The 15,854-nt window shown below is 74.1% G+C and carries 14 protein-coding genes; 3 read left to right on the top strand and 11 right to left on the bottom strand.

Annotated features, from left to right (window positions below; all coding sequences use genetic code 11):
- Positions 1–30: 30 nt before the first annotated feature.
- From AC1Z4A_RS24705 to AC1Z4A_RS24695, 3 genes are read right to left on the bottom strand one after another with little or no spacing between them, the layout of a single operon-like run.
- A complete protein-coding gene (locus tag AC1Z4A_RS24705) occupies positions 31–828 on the bottom strand; it encodes a GNAT family N-acetyltransferase (RefSeq protein ID WP_483683712.1) in 798 nt (265 codons plus the stop codon).
- 12 nt (positions 829–840) lie between these two features.
- Positions 841–2,763, bottom strand: a complete 1,923-nt coding sequence (locus tag AC1Z4A_RS24700; protein ID WP_483682049.1) for an IucA/IucC family protein — start codon at positions 2,761–2,763, stop codon at positions 841–843.
- 19 nt (positions 2,764–2,782) lie between these two features.
- Positions 2,783–4,237 (bottom strand): diaminobutyrate--2-oxoglutarate transaminase family protein, encoded by a 1,455-nt coding sequence (locus tag AC1Z4A_RS24695; RefSeq protein ID WP_483682048.1) that lies wholly within the window; start codon positions 4,235–4,237, stop codon positions 2,783–2,785.
- A 261-nt stretch (positions 4,238–4,498) separates the two neighbouring features.
- Between AC1Z4A_RS24695 and AC1Z4A_RS24690 the strand changes: the two genes are divergently transcribed.
- A complete protein-coding gene (locus AC1Z4A_RS24690) occupies positions 4,499–5,701 on the top strand; it encodes a trypsin-like serine peptidase (RefSeq protein ID WP_483682047.1) in 1,203 nt (400 codons plus the stop codon).
- 88 nt (positions 5,702–5,789) lie between these two features.
- Here AC1Z4A_RS24690 and hflX read toward each other — a convergent pair whose 3' ends face one another.
- The 6 genes from hflX to miaA all read right to left on the bottom strand — a co-directional run bounded on the left by hflX (position 5,790) and on the right by miaA (position 13,845).
- The gene (gene hflX, locus AC1Z4A_RS24685; protein WP_483682046.1) at positions 5,790–7,292 is read right to left on the bottom strand and encodes a GTPase HflX; all 1,503 of its coding nucleotides are present in this window, start codon (positions 7,290–7,292) and stop codon (positions 5,790–5,792) included.
- A gap of 147 nt (positions 7,293–7,439) precedes the next feature.
- Complete coding sequence (locus AC1Z4A_RS24680) at positions 7,440–8,918, bottom strand: M1 family metallopeptidase (RefSeq protein ID WP_483682045.1); 1,479 nt, start codon at positions 8,916–8,918, stop codon at positions 7,440–7,442.
- 140 nt (positions 8,919–9,058) lie between these two features.
- A complete protein-coding gene (locus AC1Z4A_RS24675) occupies positions 9,059–11,191 on the bottom strand; it encodes a RelA/SpoT family protein (protein ID WP_483682044.1) in 2,133 nt (710 codons plus the stop codon).
- Between the two features lie 171 nt (positions 11,192–11,362).
- Positions 11,363–12,265, bottom strand: coding sequence for a diaminopimelate epimerase (dapF, locus tag AC1Z4A_RS24670; RefSeq protein WP_483682043.1), 903 nt, complete (start codon positions 12,263–12,265; stop codon positions 11,363–11,365).
- A 54-nt stretch (positions 12,266–12,319) separates the two neighbouring features.
- A complete protein-coding gene (locus AC1Z4A_RS24665; RefSeq protein ID WP_483683711.1) occupies positions 12,320–12,799 on the bottom strand; it encodes a hypothetical protein in 480 nt (159 codons plus the stop codon).
- A gap of 107 nt (positions 12,800–12,906) precedes the next feature.
- Positions 12,907–13,845, bottom strand: a complete 939-nt coding sequence (gene miaA / locus AC1Z4A_RS24660; protein ID WP_483682042.1) for a tRNA (adenosine(37)-N6)-dimethylallyltransferase MiaA — start codon at positions 13,843–13,845, stop codon at positions 12,907–12,909.
- A 183-nt stretch (positions 13,846–14,028) separates the two neighbouring features.
- On the opposite strand from miaA, the gene AC1Z4A_RS24655 reads away from it, so the two are divergent.
- Positions 14,029–14,277 (top strand): hypothetical protein, encoded by a 249-nt coding sequence (locus AC1Z4A_RS24655; RefSeq protein ID WP_483682041.1) that lies wholly within the window; start codon positions 14,029–14,031, stop codon positions 14,275–14,277.
- Between the two features lie 31 nt (positions 14,278–14,308).
- Entirely contained in the window at positions 14,309–14,554 is a 246-nt protein-coding gene (locus tag AC1Z4A_RS24650; protein ID WP_483682040.1) for an antitoxin, read from the top strand.
- Positions 14,555–14,633: 79 nt separating this feature from the next.
- On the opposite strand, the gene AC1Z4A_RS24645 is transcribed toward AC1Z4A_RS24650, so the two are convergent.
- Positions 14,634–15,344, bottom strand: coding sequence for a class III extradiol dioxygenase subunit B-like domain-containing protein (locus AC1Z4A_RS24645; RefSeq protein ID WP_483682039.1), 711 nt, complete (start codon positions 15,342–15,344; stop codon positions 14,634–14,636).
- Between the two features lie 9 nt (positions 15,345–15,353).
- Positions 15,354–15,833: a hypothetical protein gene (locus AC1Z4A_RS24640; RefSeq protein WP_483682038.1), complete on the bottom strand. Its 480-nt coding sequence runs from the start codon at positions 15,831–15,833 to the stop codon at positions 15,354–15,356.
- Between the last annotated feature and the right edge of the window lie 21 nt (positions 15,834–15,854).

Below are 15,854 nucleotides of genomic sequence, written 5' to 3'. Positions count from 1 at the left end.
GGCCCCGATGGACTTCCCGGCGGACGTGCCCTACAGCACGCCCCGCAGAACACGGTCCCGCATCATCAGCGCCGCCCGCTTGTCGGGCAGCTCCACCTCGCCGGTCAGCCGGAAGCCGGCGCCGAGGAACGCGGCGACGCACGCGGTGTTGCGCAGGTCGGGTTCCCCGATCACCCTGCCGCAGGAGGACCGCCGGTCCAGGACGAGGTCGGCGACCGTGCGCAGCAGCCGGGTGCCCAGGCCGCGGCCCCGGTCGGCCACCCTGCCGATGACGAGGTGCAGCCCGGTGTCGTGCGGCCGGGCCGGGTAGTGGCGGGCGAGCGGGTCGAGGTCGGCGCGGTAGACCTCCCAGTAGCTCATGGGCACGCCGCCGAGCACCCCGAGGCAGGGGACGCTGCGGCCGTCGCCGTCGAGCTGGGCGCGCAGGTGCCCGGCGGTGACGGCGTCGGGTCCGGCCAGGCCCCAGAAGGCCGCGACCGCCGGATCGTTCATCCACCGGGCGATCAGCGGCAGGTCGCGCTCGATCCGCACCGGGACGATCCGGAAGGGCCCGGCCTCCGTCGCCACCGGCCCCCAGTCGGCGAGGCCGTCGAGGAGTTCGGGGTCGCCGGGGGTCCCCGGCCGGCCGGGGGCCGGGGCCGTGACGGCCGGGTCGTCGTGGCCGGCGAACTCGAGGAGTTCGCCGGTCAGCCGCAGGTCGATCGTGTCGGCGCCGTCGTCGGCGTGCCCCACGACATCAGCGTGTCCCACGACATCGGCGTGCCCCACGACATCATCAGCGTGTCCCACGGCGCCGGGGAGCCCGTCCCACTCGCCGGTCTTCTCCATGTTCATGCCGCCTCACCCCGCCGACGTGACGAGGGGGTTGGCGATGTCGACGTACACCGACTGGGTCTCCACCGGGCCGACCAGCTCGTCGAGCCCCCGCAGCCTGGTCAGCATGTTGGCCTTGCAGCGCAGGCTCGGCGCTTCGAGGAAACGCTCCGGCAGGGACGAGCGGGTGCGGGCGGGGCCGGAGGCGGCCTCCCGCAGGAAGCGCCGCAGCGCGGCGAGCAGCACCTGCTCGTCCGCGAGCCGCTGCGAGCCGAACGCGCCGATCAGGCCGAGGACGTTGTTGATGCCGAGGTAGTAGCCGAAGCGCTCGTCGGCGACCTCGTCGGAGACGAAGGTCTCGCTCTCCTTGCCGATGCCCGGCAGCTGCTGTTCGAGCGCGGGGCGGCGGGACTCGCGGTAGTAGTAGCCCTGGTTGTCGCGGTAGCGCCCGCCGACCGGCCAGCCGTCCGGGTCGAGGAGCACAAGGGTGTTCTGCTGGTGGGCCTCCAGGGCGATGCCCGCCTCGCCGTCCAGCCAGAGGACGGGCCGTACGACCGTCTCCAGATAGCGCAGGAACCACTCCGCGGCCACCGCCCCGGAGGGCCGCCCGGTGCGGTAGGCGAGCCGGGCCACCGTGTCGGCCAGGCGGGAGCACACGGCGGGCCGCCCCTCGGCGCCGGAGTCCGGCCCGCCCGGCCAGGGGCGGGGCGAGACCAGTCCGGCGACGCACACGGCGTCGTCGCCCGGACCGAAGGGGTTGTGCCGGATGACGGCGTCGAGCCCGGGCAGTGGGGCGCCGTCGGCCGCGTCGACCGCGAGCCAGGCCGGGTCGCGCACGATGTCGAAGCCGAGGCCGCCGCCGCAGGCCGCCCGCCACCGCTCGGCGAGGCCGCTGCGCAGCAGCCGGTGCACCTCGACGCCGCGCCGCAGCTCCTTGCGGAGGTTCTCCCGGCGGGAGTTGGTGATGCGCAGGCCGAGGGAGAGCTTGAGCATCGCGGGCGAGCCGGGCCGGTGCACGGTGCGGACGGAGGAGGTGGGGTACCAGGGGTCGCCGTGGGGGCCGAGGTCGTGGAGCAGCCCGGCCTCGAAGCAGGCGGCGACGGCGGGGCGGTGGCGGATGTCGCGCGCCTGCCAGGGGTGCAGGGGCAGCGCCACGGTGTCCGGCGGGAGCCGCAGCTCGGGCCCGGCGAGCCGGGCCGCCAGGGTGGGGGCGTCGATGGCGCGGCCGCGCTCGGTCCAGGCCGAGTCGGTGGCCAGGACGGACCGGTGGACGGCCAGCCAGTGCAGGGGAAAGCGGCCGCGCAGCTCGGGCGAGCAGTCGGCGGCCTCGGCCTCGGAGAGTCCTTCGCGGCTCTTGGGCGCGGGGTGGTGGGGGTGCCCGAGCAGCAGCGACTGCTCGCCGTAGAGGAAGAGTTCGCCGCCGTCCGGGTCGGCGGGACGGACCCGGCGGGCCCTGAGGAAGCCGGCCGTGCGGCGCGCGGAGTCCGCCACCCGGCCGGTCAGGTCGGCGCCGTCCCAGCCGGGGGCGTGGCCCAGCAGCGCCGCGCGGTGCGCCGCCTCGTGGCCGAGTAGGGCGGCCAGGGTGACGGCGTCGAAGGCGGGGCCGTCGTCGGGGCCGCCCGTGAGGGTGACGGGGCCGAAGCGGTGCCAGCCGGTGGCGGACCAGTACCGGACCCGGACGCTGAGCGGGGTGCCGCTCGCGTTGAGCGGCAGGTACAGGATGTCGCCGTGGGGGCGGGCGATGCCGTTCTCCCGTACCCAGCAGCGCAGCAGGTTCTCCACCGCCGCGGCGTCGGCCGCGGCGCGCGGGTCGGGGTGGTCCAGGGGTTCGGTGCCGGTGTACGCACCGGAGGCGGCCGGCGGCTCGCCGCGGTGGCCGGCCTGGTGGGGCACCACGGCGGTCCGGCCCTGGCCGGCTGCGGACCCACCGGTGGGGAGGGATGCGCTCATGCGGTGTGCGGCGTGCAGGTCACGGCGTTCCCGCCGGGGCTGCGGCGCCTGCCTCCTTCGGCGTTCGGGGGGTGGGGATGCGGTGGCCCGTGCGGGAGACGGCGGCGACGGCGTCGGAGAGCCGGTCGAGGACCGCCTCCGCCTGTCCGTCGGTGATGGTGAGGGGCGGCAGCAGGCGGACGACGCACGAGTGGCGACCGCCCAGTTCGACGATGAGCCCCCGGCGCAGGCACTCCTGCTGCACGGCGGCGGCCAGCGCGGGCGCGGCCGGGCGCGGCCCCGGGGCGGCGGCCGCGTCCGCTGCGGCCCGGGGGCCGGGGGCGGCGTCGGCCTCGGGGTCGACGAGTTCGACTCCGATCATCAGCCCGCGCCCGCGCACGTCGCCGACGCAGTCGTGTTCCTGCGCAAGGGTGCGCAGTCGGGTGAGCATGCGCTCCCCCAGTTCGGCCGCGCGCCGGTCCAGACCGTTCTCCCTGACGTGCCGGAGGGTCGCGGTGCCGGCCGCCATGGCGAGCTGGTTGCCGCGGAAGGTGCCCGCGTGGTCGCCGGGCCGCCAGGCGTCGAGGTCGGCGCGGTAGACGACGACGGCGAGCGGCAGGCTGCCGCCGATGGCCTTGGACAGCACCATCACGTCGGGAACGATTCCGCTGTGCTCGACGGCCCAGAACGCCCCGGTGCGCCCCACGCCCGTCTGCACCTCGTCGGCGATCAGCGGGATCGAGCGGGCGGCGGTGATGTCGCGCATCCGGCGCAGCCAGCCGTCCGGCGCCGGGAGCACGCCGCCCTCGCCCTGCACGGGCTCGAGGATCATCCCGGCCGGGGCGGGCACGCCGCCGCCCGGGTCGTCCAGCAGGCTCTCGGTCCAGTGGGCGGCCAGCGCCGCCCCGGTCTCGCCGCCGACCCCGAACGGGCAGCGGTAGTCCTGTGGGAACGGCAGCCGGGTCACCCGCACGCTCGGCGCCCGGCCGGAGACGGCGAGCGCGCCCGCCGTCATCCCGTGGTACGCGCCGGAGAAGGCCAGCAGCCCGTCGCGGCCGGTGGCGGTCCGTACGAGCTTGAGCGCGGCCTCCACCGCATCGGTGCCGGCCGGCCCGCAGAACTGGATGCGGGCCGAATCGGCCAGTTGACGCGGGAGGGTGGCGAACAGCTCGCTGGTGAAGGCGTCCTTCACGGGCGTGGCCAGGTCGAGGACGTGCAGCGGTGCGCCGGAGTCGAGGACCGAGCGGATGGCCTCCAGCACGACCGGGTGATTGTGGCCGAGGGCGAGCGTGCCCGCCCCGGAGAGGCAGTCGAGGTAGCGGCGGCCGTCGGCACCCTCGATGGTCAGGCCCCGGGCGCGCACCGGGACGATGGGCAACGAGCGGGCGTACGTCCGGGCGGCCGACTCACGGGCCGACTGCCGCCGCAGGATGCCCTCGTGGGCCGTCGGCGACGCCCCGGAGGGCGCCGTGGGCGGTCGCTTGGTCAAGGCCACGGGCTCGGGTCCTCCTCCTGCTGCTGAACGCCGGTCGGCTGTCCCCCGTACGTACCAACGACGCCGCGAGCTGCGGATCACGGCCCGGAGTCAAGATCCTTCGAAACGGAACCGGGGACCCGCTCGCGCCCGTCTCTCTCGGCACCCGGCATAGTGTGGCCCTGCCCCGCACTGGGGCGGTGCATGACAAGTTCATAACTTTCCGCGACACAACGGGCATTCATGCTCAACGCGTACAGATATCCAGGGGGATCCCACTCCATGCCATCGAACCGCAGGCCGGCCCTCGCCGCGGCCGCTCTCACCGCCGCGCTGGCGCTGACCGCCACCGCGTGCGGCCCGTCCGACGACCAGGCGGCGGGAGGTGACACCAAGGCCAGCGCGTCCGCGAAGCAGAAGGGCGACGACTTCCCCAGCCTGCCCAAGGGCATCCCGGCCAAGGACCTGGAGAAGTGGAAGCAGAAGTGGAAGGACGGGGCCTGGAAGAACTGGGACAAGGACCAGTGGATGCGTGAGGCCCGCGACTTCATCAACCCCATCATCGAGGGCCACTGGAAGCCCGACACGATGAAGGACGCGCGCTCCAGCGACAAGACGCTCGCCACCCAGGGCGCCCCCGGCACAGCCCCCGGCAGCAGCGGCGACCAGGGCGTCACCGACCCCGTGCCCGCCCCGGTCCCGGCCAAGCCCGTCAACCTGCCGTACCACAACAACGCCGCCCCGGTGGGCAAGGTCTTCTTCGACAGCCCCGAGGGCCACATGGTCTGCTCGGGCACGGTCGTCAAGGACCCGGCACACCCCGGCAAGTCCAACATGGTGTGGACCGCGGGCCACTGCGTGCACGCCGGCAAGAGCGGCGGCTGGTACCGCAACATCGCCTTCGTGCCGTCCTACAACGACAAGGGCCTGCCGGGCACCCAGGTCAACAGCGCGCCGGTGCAGGACGTCGCCCCGTACGGCGTGTGGTGGGCCGACTGGGCGCAGACCTCGTCCCAGTGGATCACCCAGGGCGCCGAGACCGGTGGCGCGGGCGCCCCGTACGACTTCTCCGTCCTGCACCTGAAGTCGGAGACGGGTGGCGGCAAGTCCCTGGAGGAGACGGTCGGCAACGCCCTCAGCATCGATTTCAACGCGCCTCAGGTGAAGTCGATCCAGTCCATGGGCGCTTGGGGCTACCCGGCGGCCCCGCCCTTCGACGGTCAGAAGATGTACGACTGCATCGACCGGCCGAGCCGCCTGACCATCGAGCCCTCGCAGCCGACGATGTACCGCATCGGCTGCACGATGACCGGTGGTTCCTCCGGTGGCGGCTGGTTCGCCACGGGCCCCGACGGCAAGCCGGTGCTCGTCTCCAACACCTCGATCGGCCCCTCCAACAGCACCTGGCTGGCGGGTCCGCACCTCGGTCCCGAGGCGAAGGGCGTCTTCGACGCCCTCAGCCAGAAGTTCGCGAACCAGCAGTAGTCGAACAGGCAAGCATCAGGCCGGTAACGGCAGAGGCCCGCCTCCGACAGCGTCGGGGGCGGGCCTCTGCATTCTGCCCGGCCGTGCCTCAGGCGCGCGCGGCCGGTACGTACTGCTGGAACTCGGCGGCCAGCTCCTCGTGCACCCGCGCCCTGATCAGGGTGCCCTCCGGGGTGTGCTCCTCGGAGATCACCTCGCCGTCGGCGTGCGCCCGGGCGACCAGGGAGCCATGGGTGTACGGCACCAGGGCCTCGACCTCGACGGCGGGCCGCGGCAGCTCGGTGTCGATCAGCGTGAGCAGCCGCTCGATGCCCTCGCCCGTCCGCGCGGACACCGCGATCGAGTGCTTCTCGATGCGCAGCAGCCGCTGGAGGACGAGCGGATCGGCCGCGTCCGCCTTGTTGATCACCACGATCTCGGGCACGTCGACCGCGCCGACGTCGCGGAACACCTCGCGCACGGCCGCCAGCTGCTCCTCCGGCGCCGGGTGCGAGCCGTCCACCACGTGCAGGATCAGGTCGGAGTCGCCGACCTCCTCCATGGTGGAGCGGAAGGCCTCGACGAGGTGGTGCGGCAGGTGCCGGACGAATCCGACGGTGTCGGCGAGGGTGTAGACGCGCCCGGAGGGCGTCTCGGCCCGGCGCACGGTGGGGTCCAGGGTGGCGAACAGGGCGTTCTCCACCAGCACCCCGGCTCCCGTGAGCCGGTTGAGCAGCGAGGACTTGCCGGCGTTGGTGTACCCGGCGATGGCGACCGACGGGATCTTGTTCCGCCTGCGCTCCTGGCGCTTGATGTCGCGGCCGGTCTTCATCTCCGCGATCTCCCGGCGCATCTTCGCCATCTTCTCGCGGATCCGCCGCCGGTCCGTCTCGATCTTGGTCTCACCGGGACCACGCGTGGCCATGCCGCCGCCGGAGGAGCCGGAGCCACCACCACCCATCTGCCGGGACAGCGACTGGCCCCAGCCGCGCAGCCTCGGCAGCATGTACTGCATCTGGGCCAGCGAGACCTGCGCCTTGCCCTCCCGGGACTTGGCGTGCTGGGCGAAGATGTCGAGGATCAGGGCGGTGCGGTCGACCACCTTGACCTTGACGACGTCCTCCAGGTGGATCAGCTGGCCGGGGCTCAGCTCACCGTCGCACACGACGGTGTCGGCGCCGCTCTCCAGGACGATGTCCCGCAGCTCCTGCGCCTTGCCGGAGCCGATGTACGTGGCCGGGTCGGGCTTGTCGCGGCGCTGGATCACACCGTCGAGGACGAGCGCACCGGCCGTCTCGGCGAGGGCGGCCAGCTCCGCCAGGGAGTTCTCGGCCTCCAGGACCGTGCCGGACGTCCAGACGCCGACCAGCACCACGCGCTCCAGGCGCAGCTGCCGGTACTCGACCTCGGTGACGTCCTCCAGCTCGGTGGAGAGCCCCGCCACGCGGCGCAGGGCCGCACGCTCGGAGCGGTCGTACTGATCGCCGTCGCGCTCCCCGTCGATCTCGTGGCTCCAGGCGACGTCCTCTTCCATCAGGGCGTCGGCCCGAAGGCTCTCCGGGAGGCTCTGCCGGTCCTGCCGGTCCTGGGGAAGGGAAGAAGAGGAGGTCATTTGATCCTTTACGTCGTTGGCGTCATGGGCCGCGCGGACCCCCGCACCGGGGGCGCGCTCAATGCCGACAACGTCCGGCGGAGCCCGGAGATTCCCGGGCCGGCCCGCTTGCCGACCCGTCGATGTTCCCATGCCGCCGCCCGGGCGTCACCCGGGTTTCCGCCCGGTCTGCCAGTCGGGGTGCCCGGGCATGGGCGGGGTGTGCTCCCCGTAGAGCCAGGGGCGCAGGAAGCCGGACTGGTCCCGGCCGGAGACCTCGGAGGCCAGGGCCGTGAAGTCGGCCGTGCCGGCGGTGGAGTCGTGGTACCGGGAGACCCACCGGCGCTCCAGGCGCTCGAAGGCGGACGCCCCGATCCGCTGCCGGAGGGCGTAGAGGACCAGCGCTCCCCCGTCGTAGACGACCGGCCGGAAAATGCTGATCTTCCGGCCCGGGACCGGCTCCCTGGGCGCCGCGGGCGGGCCGCCCTCGGCACGCCACTGGTCGGACATGGCGTAGGCGGCGCGCATGCGGTCGGCCAGCGACCGGCCGGCCTTCTCCTCCGCGAAGAGCGCCTCGTACCAGGTGGCGTGGCCCTCGTTGAGCCAGAGGTCGGACCAGAGGCGCGGGCTGACGCTGTCGCCGAACCACTGGTGGGCCAGCTCGTGGACCATGATCGATTCGAGGTACCAGGGGGGCAGGGAGGCCCTGGTGAACAGGTCACGCTCGAAGAGGGAGAGGGTCTGGGTCTCCAGCTCGAATCCGGTGGAGGCCTGGGCCATGAGCACGCCGTAGTTCTCGAAGGGGTACGGCCCGACCTTCTTCTCCATCCAGGTGATGTGGTCCGGCGTCTTCGCCGTCCACGGCTCCAGGGCCTTGCGGTCGTCGGCGGGCACCACGTCCCGCAGCTGGAGGCCGTGCGGCCCGGCGTGCTCCGGCACGGCGAAGCGGCCGATGGCGACCTGGGCCAGTTCGGTCGCCATGGGGTGGAGCGTGCGGTAGACCCAGGTGGTGTTCGCGCCCTCCGTGGTGCGCCCGGCGGGCCGCCCGTTGGCGACCACGGTCAGGTCCTTGGGGGCGGTGACGCGGAAGGTGAACAGCGCCTTGTCGGAGGGGTGGTCGTTGCCGGGGAAGACCCGGTGCCCGGCGTCGGCCTGGTTGGCCATGACGAGCCCGTCGGTGGTGCGCACCCAGCCGCCCTCGCCCGCGCCGCGCGGGTCGCTGGTGTGGTGGACGGTGACGGTGAACCTGGCCCCGGACGCCAGGGGGCGCTGCGGGGTGACGACCACATCCTCCCCCACGGGGGTGAACTCGGCGGTCAGGCCATTGACGTCGATCGAGGCGATCGTGCCGTGGGTGAAGTCCAGGTTGAACCGCTCCAGCGGCGCGGTGGCCCGGGCGACGAACCTGGTGACGGCGTTGAGCGGCTCGTCGTTGGCCCGGTAGGCGACGGAGATGTCGTACGCGCCGATGTCGAAGCCGGGATTGCCGAGGGTCGGGAAGAGCCGGTCGCCGATCCCCAGGGGGGCGGCGGCGGGCGGGGCGGCCGCACCGACGACCAGGGCGGCCGCGGCGGCGACGAGGGCGGCACGGCGGCGCAGGAACCGCCGCCGGGGCTGGGAGGAGCGCTCCCCGGGTGAGTACGGCATGCCCCACGGCTATCAGCGCGCGGCCGCGCATCGGTGGCGGCGCGCGCCACCCCACCCGTACGAGCGTCTCGGATGGTGGTATGGGTGTCGTACCGCCCGGCCGGGCACGGGCCCGGGGCGACCCGGGCCTGCGCCCACGGCTACAGCGGTGCCGCGGCCACCGAGCGCCCTGCCCGCTCGACGTCGTAGACGCCCGGTACGCGCCGCATGGCGCGCATCAGCTCCGGCAGCTGCGCGGCGTCCGGCAGCTGAAGGGTGTAGGTGTGGCGCACCCGCTGCTCGTGCGGCGGCTCGACGGCGGCGGAGATGACGGCGGCGCCCTCGGCCGCGATGACCTCGGTCAGGTCGGCGAGCAGGTGCGGCCTGCTGAAGGACTCGGCGCGCAGCGTGACCCGGTAGTCGGCGGGGCCCTCGGCGTCCGTGCTGTGCCAGCGCACGCCGACCCGCTGCCGGCCCGCGGCGGTCATCTTCTCCGCCAGGGGGCACTGGGCGCGGTGCACGGTCACCGTGCCCCCGCGCACCGCGAAGCCGGTGACCTCGTCGGGCGGCACGGGGGTGCAGCAGCCCGCGAGCCGTACGCCCGCCCCGGCGAGCCCGGCGTCGTCCGCGACGGCGGCGACGGACCGCCGCCCGGCGGGGGCGGCCGCGCGGGACGCCTCCCTCGGCGGCCCCGGGGCGGGCGGCGCGGGTGGTGCCGGGAGGGCGGGGTCGGGCGCGGGGTGGGTGGCCAGCCAGCGGCCGATGGCGATGCGGGCGGCCGGGGTGCGGGCGTGGTCGAGCCAGTCGGGGGACGGGCCGGAGGCGGTGTCGGGGGACATCAGCAGGTGCAGGGTGTCCCCGTCGCGCAGCACCGTGCCGAGGGCGGCCAGCCGGCCGTTGACGCGGGCGCCGATGCAGTGGTGCGCGCCCTCGCCGTGCAGGGCGTACGCGGCGTCGACGCAGCTGGAGCCCGCCGGGAGGCCGACGGTGCCGCCGTCGGCGCGGAAGACGGTGACCTCCCGGTCCTGGGCCAGGTCGTCGCGGAGGGAGGTCCAGAAGGTGTCGGGGTCGGGGGCGGCCCGCTGCCACTCCAGCAGCCGGGAGAGCCAGCCGGGGCGGGTGGGGTCGGCGCGCTCGCCGTCCGCCGCGTCGGGGCCGTCGGGGGGTGCGTAGGGATTGCCGAGGGCGATCACGCCGGCCTCGGCGACCCGGTGCATCTGGTGGGTGCGGATGAGGACTTCGGCCGCGCCGCCGTCGTCCGCGGCGACGGCCGTGTGCAGCGACTGGTAGAGGTTGAACTTCGGTACGGCGATGAAGTCCTTGAACTCCGAGATGAACGGGGTGAAGCAGGTGTGCAGCTCGCCGAGGACGGCGTAGCAGTCGGCGTCCTCGGCCACCAGGACCAGCAGCCGGCCCAGGTCCGAGCCGGTCAGCTCGCCGCGTTTGAGGTGGACGCGGTGCACGGAGACGAAGTGCCTGCGGCGGACGAGCACTTCGGCGGCGATGCCCGCCTCGCGCAGGACGGCCCGCACCTTCGCCGCGGTGGCCTCCAGCGGGTCGGGGCGGCCCGCGTGGGCGAGGACGACGTCGCGGGTGCGGGCGTACTCCTCGGGGTGGAGGACCGCGAAGACCAGGTCCTCCAGCTCGGTCTTGAGGGCCTGGACGCCCAGCCGCTCGGCGAGGGGGATGAGCACGTCGCAGGTGACCTTGGCGATGCGGGCCTGCTTCTCGGGGCGCATGACGCCCAGGGTGCGCATGTTGTGCAGCCGGTCGGCGAGCTTGATGGACATCACGCGGACGTCGTTGCCGGTGGCCACCAGCATCTTGCGGAAGGTCTCGGGCTCGGCGGCGGCGCCGTAGTCGACCTTCTCCAGCTTGGTGACGCCGTCGACGAGGTAGCGCACCTCCTCGCCGAACTGCTCGCGCACCTGATCCAGCGTCACCTCGGTGTCCTCGACGGTGTCGTGCAGCAGCGAGGCGGTCAAGGTCGTCGTCTCCGCGCCCAGTTCGGCGAGGATCAGGGTGACGGCCAGGGGGTGGGTGATGAACGGCTCGCCGCTCTTGCGGGTCTGGCCGCGGTGGGAGGACTCGGCGAGGACGTAGGCGCGGCGGAGGATGTCGAGATCGGACCCGGGGTGATGGGCGCGGTGGACCTTGGCGACGTGGTCGATGGCATCGGGGAGGCGGCCGCGTGCCCCGGAGCCGCTGAGCGCCGCACGCCCGAGCCGTCTCAGGTCGATGCGGCGGCCGCGCCTGCGGCCGGGAGCACCGGTGTTCCTGGCCTCTGCGCTCATGGGCACCTCCGGCAGCGTCGACCGGCGGTCGGCTCGCGCCTCCAGACCGGTGCTTGATGCTACCGACCCCATCACGCAGCGCTCACCCGCTCTCGCCCAGAGTGAAACGGATCACCCATTCGAGGGAGCCCGGCACCGGAAAGCGGGCGCGGGACGCCGCGCTTCGCTCCGTCAGGCGGCGTCCGGGGCCGCTTCGACGCCGGCCCAGGCGGCGTCGAACACGCCCTCGGCGACGATCACGGCGGGCCCGGTCATCTCGACCGTGCCGTCGGGGCTCTCGCTGATCACCAGGCGCCCGCCGGGCAGGTCCACGGTGTAGGTGACGGGGTGGCCGAGGACGGCCGGGTCGGCGCCGTCCCGGCGGGCGGCCGCGACCATGACGGCGCAGGCGCCCGTGCCGCAGGAGCGGGTCTCGCCGGAGCCGCGCTCGTGCACGCGCAGGGCGACGTGGCGCGGGCCGCGGTCGACGACGAACTCGACGTTGGTGCCGTCCGGGTACGCGGCGGCGGGGCTGACGGCGGGGGCGGTGAACAGGTTCCCGGCGTCGGCGAGGTCGTCGACGAAGGAGACGGCGTGCGGATTGCCCATGTTGACGTTGCGTGCGGGCCAGCTGCGCCCGTCGACGGTGACGGTGACCTCGCCCTCGGGGAGCACCGCGCGGCCCATGGAGACAGTGATGTCGCCGGGCTCGCCGTCCGGGCCGGCCTTGGCGATGTGGGCGCGGCGCACGCCCGCGCGGGTGGCGATCGCGAGGTCGCCCTCCTCCGCCAGGCCCGCCCGGTGCAGGTGGTGCGCGAAGACGCGGACGCCGTTGCCGCACATCTCGGCGATGCTGCCGTCGCTGTTGCGGTAGTCCATGAACCACTCGGCCTCGTCGGCCATGGCGCGCGCCTCGGGGTGGGCGGCGGAGCGCACCACCCGCAGCACGCCGTCCGCGCCGATGCCGGCGCGCCGGTCGCACAGCCGGGCCACGGCGGAGGGGGACAGCTCGAGGCGGCCGTCGTGGTCGGGGATGATCACGAAGTCGTTCTCGGTGCCGTGACCCTTGAGGAAGGCGATCTGCGCGGTGCTCACGCTTCGATGGTACGGGGCCCTGCCGACAGCGCTCTTCCGGGCCCGGGGCACCCCCTACCGCAGGCGCGCCACGCGCCAGACGGCGAGGACGACCACCAGGGCGACGAGGGCGGCGTACCCGCCCACGTACCGCCAGTCCGGGCGGCGCCCGGAGCCGCGCGGCGGGAGGCCCGGCCAGGTGTAGCCCACGCGGCGGGCCGCCATGACGCCCCAGCCGGCCGCGCAGCAGCTGATGAGCAGGCCGAGCATGGCGACGACGGGGCCGCCGTCGCCGAACTCGAAGGCGAGCGGGAAGGCGAACATCAGCGAGCCGAGCGCGGCCAGCACGACAATCGGCGCGAGCTGCCAGGCACGCAGCCTGCGCGGGGGCCGCAGCTCCCGGAACGACGCGGGCTCCGCGCCCTCGGGCGCACCCCCGCCGTCCTCCTCCCCCGGACCGTCCGGAGTCAGGGCATCCGTTTCTCCCCCGGCCACCACCGGGAAGTGCCCCCGGCGCGGCGGCTGCTGCGATCTGTCACGAGGGCCGGCCTCCATCGCCACGCGCCCTCCCAACTCGGACTTCACGGCTCGATCGAAGGTCGATGATGGCACGTCGGACGAGGTCGGCAGGGCGCACGGAGCGTCCCGATGCCATCACGTGATCAGGCTGTAATCGCCCGTTCGACCAACGCCAGCGCTTGCCCGGGGAGTTCCGCGCGCCGGTCGGCCGCGCCGCTCAGCCAGTGGACGCGCGAATCCCGCCGGAACCACGAGTCCTGCCGCCGGGCGAACCGCTTGGTGGCCCGTACCGTCTCGGCGCGGGCGTCCTCCTCGGTGCACTCCCCCGCGAGGAAGGCGAGCACCTGCTGGTAGCCGAGCGCGCGGGAGGCCGTGCGGCCCTCGCGCAGGCCCTCGCGCTCAAGGGCGCGCACCTCGTCGACCAGCCCGGCCTCCCACATGCGGTCCACCCGCAGGGTGATCCGCTCGTCCAATTCGGGGCGCTCGACGTCGACGCCGATCTGGAGGGCGTCGTACACCGGCTCCTCGCCGGGCAGGTTGGCGGTGAACGGCCGGCCGGTCAGCTCGATGACCTCCAGGGCCCGGACGATGCGCCGGCCGTTGCCCGGCAGGATGGCGCGGGCGGCCTCCGGGTCGGCGGCGGCGAGCCTGGTGTGCAGCGCGCCCGGGCCGTGCTCGGCCAGCTCGCCCTCCAGCCGGGCCCGCACGTCCGGGTCGGTGCCGGGGAAGTCGAGGGCGTCGATGGTGCCCTTGATGTAGAGCCCCGAACCGCCGACGAGCACCGGGGTGCGGCCCTCGGCGAGCAGCCGGTCGATCTCGGCCCGGGCCAGCCGCTGGTACTCGGCGACGCTGGCGGTCTCCCGGACGTCCCAGATGTCGAGCAGGTGGTGCGGGACGCCCTGCCGCTCCGCCATGGTCAGCTTGGCCGTGCCGATGTCCATGCCGCGGTACAGCTGCATGGAGTCGGCGTTGACCACCTCACCGCCCAGGTGCCGGGCGAGTGCGACGCCGAGATCGGACTTGCCGGCCGCGGTGGGACCGACGACGGCGATGACTCTGGGGGCGGGAGCTGCGTTTCTCACCGGATCAGTGTCCCAAACCTCCGGGCCGCCCCACGAACGAGCGACGTGACGGGGCGACGGCGGGTTCGTTGCCTGTTGCGAGGTTCCGAGAGCCGGTTCGCGGACCGGTGCCCGTGAGCGACCCCCTGGGACGCCCCGGGCGACGCGGGATTTCGCTCACACCAGTAAGGTAATGGAGTAGATATGGGCGTGTTTTCAAGGATTCTCCGTCGGTCGTCCTCGACGTCAACGGAAGAGGTCTCGGTCGGCACCCAGACGGCGGAATCCACCGACGCGGCGGAGACGGCCGAGGCGAAGCCGGAGGAGACGGCTGCCGAGGACAAGGCCGAGGACACCGCGGAGGAGCCTGCGGCCGAGGGAGTGGAGATTCCCAAGCAGCAGTCGGCCGAGAAGGCGGCCGACAGCGAGGCCGGTGAGGGCGCCCGCAAGTAGGTTTGGCAAGGAAAGACGAGGGGCGGTCACCATGGGCCTGATGGACAATCTCAAGGCCAAGCTCGGTCCGTTGAAGGACAAGGTCGGCGATCTCGCGCAGCAGCACGAGGGCAAGATCGAACACGGGCTCGAAAAGGCCGCGAAAATGGTCGACGAGAAGACCAAGGGCAAGTACAGCAGCCAGATCCAGACCGGCACAGGCAAGGCCAAGGACGTCCTCGGCCGCCTCGCCGAGAAGGACGACAAGGCCGGCGGTACGGACTCCAAGACCCCGTGACACCTCGTCGGCGGCCGGCCGTGGAGCCTGCTCCACGGCCGTCGCCGCGCCGGGGCGCCGCCTCCCCGAAGGCTGTCCGCTACGACCAGGCGGCCACGAAGTACCCCACGCCGTACGGAGCCCCGTCGTACAGCAGCGCCCCGGTCAGCCCCGCGCCCTTCCCCGCGCCCGCCAGCACCTGCCAGGGCGCGCGCCCGGCCGCCTTCAGCTCGTGGGCCAGCGCCTCGTCCAGCGCGGCCAGCGCGGTCGTGTCGGCGGCGCCCAGCGCCCGGGCGGCCTCCGCGTCGAAGGCCTCGGCGCGCTCGTCGAGGTAGCCGGGCGCCTTCACGGTCCGGCAGGCGCTGCCGTCGCCCATCACCAGCAGCGCGACCCGCTCGTCCTCCTCGGCCAGCTTCCGGCCGACGCCCAGGCAGCGCTCGGCCTCCAGCGGCTCTCCCACGCCCAGGCCCTCGACGGGCGCGGCGGACCAGTCCGTGCGCCCCAGCAGCCAGGCGGCGACGGCCAGGGACTGCGGCAGCTCGCGCTCACCGGCCGGACCACCGGAGCCCAGGCGGACGTCGAGGTCCACCCCGAGGCTCCGGAACGACCCCACGGCACCCTGCGGGTGCGGGCCGCGGCCGGACAGCGGGGCGGGGCCCACCACCACGAGCCGGTCGGGCCGGGCGGCCGCCAGCACGGCCACGGCGTCGAGACAGGCGGCCCGCAGGTCGTCCAGCTCGGCGGCGGCCCCGGCGGCGACCTCCGGGACGAGCAGCGGCGGACAGGGGCATACGGCAGCGGCGACGAGCATGGCGGCACCCTAGCAATTCGGGGGCTCGGGACTTCCCTCGTTCTGCAGCCACTTCTCCGCGGGGTCCCACGGCTGGACCTCCGGCTCGGGGGCGGGCCGCGGGGGCTTCAGGACGGGCAGCGGGAAGGGCCTGGCGTGGGGGTTGGCGGCGTAGGGGTCGGGCTCGGGCGCCGGCTCGGGATCCGGCTCCACGTACGGCTCGACGGGCGGTCCCGCGGCGCTGTCGTGCAGCAGCTCCCCCACGGTGAAGCGGGTGAGGAAGCTGTCCCACGCCCCGTCCACCACCAGCGCGAACCCCTCGGCGGTCCGCAGCAGCCGGGTGCGCCGGGGGCTCACCGGGTGCCAGGGCGCATAGCGCCGGGCACGCGCCTCCAGCTCCTGCAGGGCCTCCTCGCGCGTGCCCTCCACATGGGCCACGACCGTGGCCGTCCAGTGCTTGCGCTCACCCGTCCCCACCGTCGTCTCGACGATGAGCCCCCATGTCGTCACGCAGCCCCCCTTCGTGCGATC

The sequence above is a fragment of the Streptomyces sp. 17_S59 genome, assembly GCF_056930295.1.
This window is presented reverse-complemented; position numbering and strand designations above follow the sequence as displayed.

Excerpts from the sequence above, each read along its gene's own strand:
- AC1Z4A_RS24700 (WP_483682049.1), bottom strand. The coding sequence starts at position 2,763 with ATGAGCGCATCCCTCCCCACCGGTGGGTCCGCAGCCGGCCAGGGCCGG.
- AC1Z4A_RS24655 (WP_483682041.1), top strand. The coding sequence starts at position 14,029 with ATGGGCGTGTTTTCAAGGATTCTCCGTCGGTCGTCCTCGACGTCAACG.
- AC1Z4A_RS24690 (WP_483682047.1), top strand. The coding sequence starts at position 4,499 with ATGCCATCGAACCGCAGGCCGGCCCTCGCCGCGGCCGCTCTCACCGCC.
- AC1Z4A_RS24680 (WP_483682045.1), bottom strand. The coding sequence starts at position 8,918 with ATGCCGTACTCACCCGGGGAGCGCTCCTCCCAGCCCCGGCGGCGGTTC.
- hflX (WP_483682046.1), bottom strand. The coding sequence starts at position 7,292 with ATGACCTCCTCTTCTTCCCTTCCCCAGGACCGGCAGGACCGGCAGAGC.
- AC1Z4A_RS24665 (WP_483683711.1), bottom strand. The coding sequence starts at position 12,799 with ATGGAGGCCGGCCCTCGTGACAGATCGCAGCAGCCGCCGCGCCGGGGG.
- AC1Z4A_RS24705 (WP_483683712.1), bottom strand. The coding sequence starts at position 828 with ATGGAGAAGACCGGCGAGTGGGACGGGCTCCCCGGCGCCGTGGGACAC.
- AC1Z4A_RS24645 (WP_483682039.1), bottom strand. The coding sequence starts at position 15,344 with ATGCTCGTCGCCGCTGCCGTATGCCCCTGTCCGCCGCTGCTCGTCCCG.
- AC1Z4A_RS24650 (WP_483682040.1), top strand. The coding sequence starts at position 14,309 with ATGGGCCTGATGGACAATCTCAAGGCCAAGCTCGGTCCGTTGAAGGAC.
- AC1Z4A_RS24675 (WP_483682044.1), bottom strand. The coding sequence starts at position 11,191 with ATGAGCGCAGAGGCCAGGAACACCGGTGCTCCCGGCCGCAGGCGCGGC.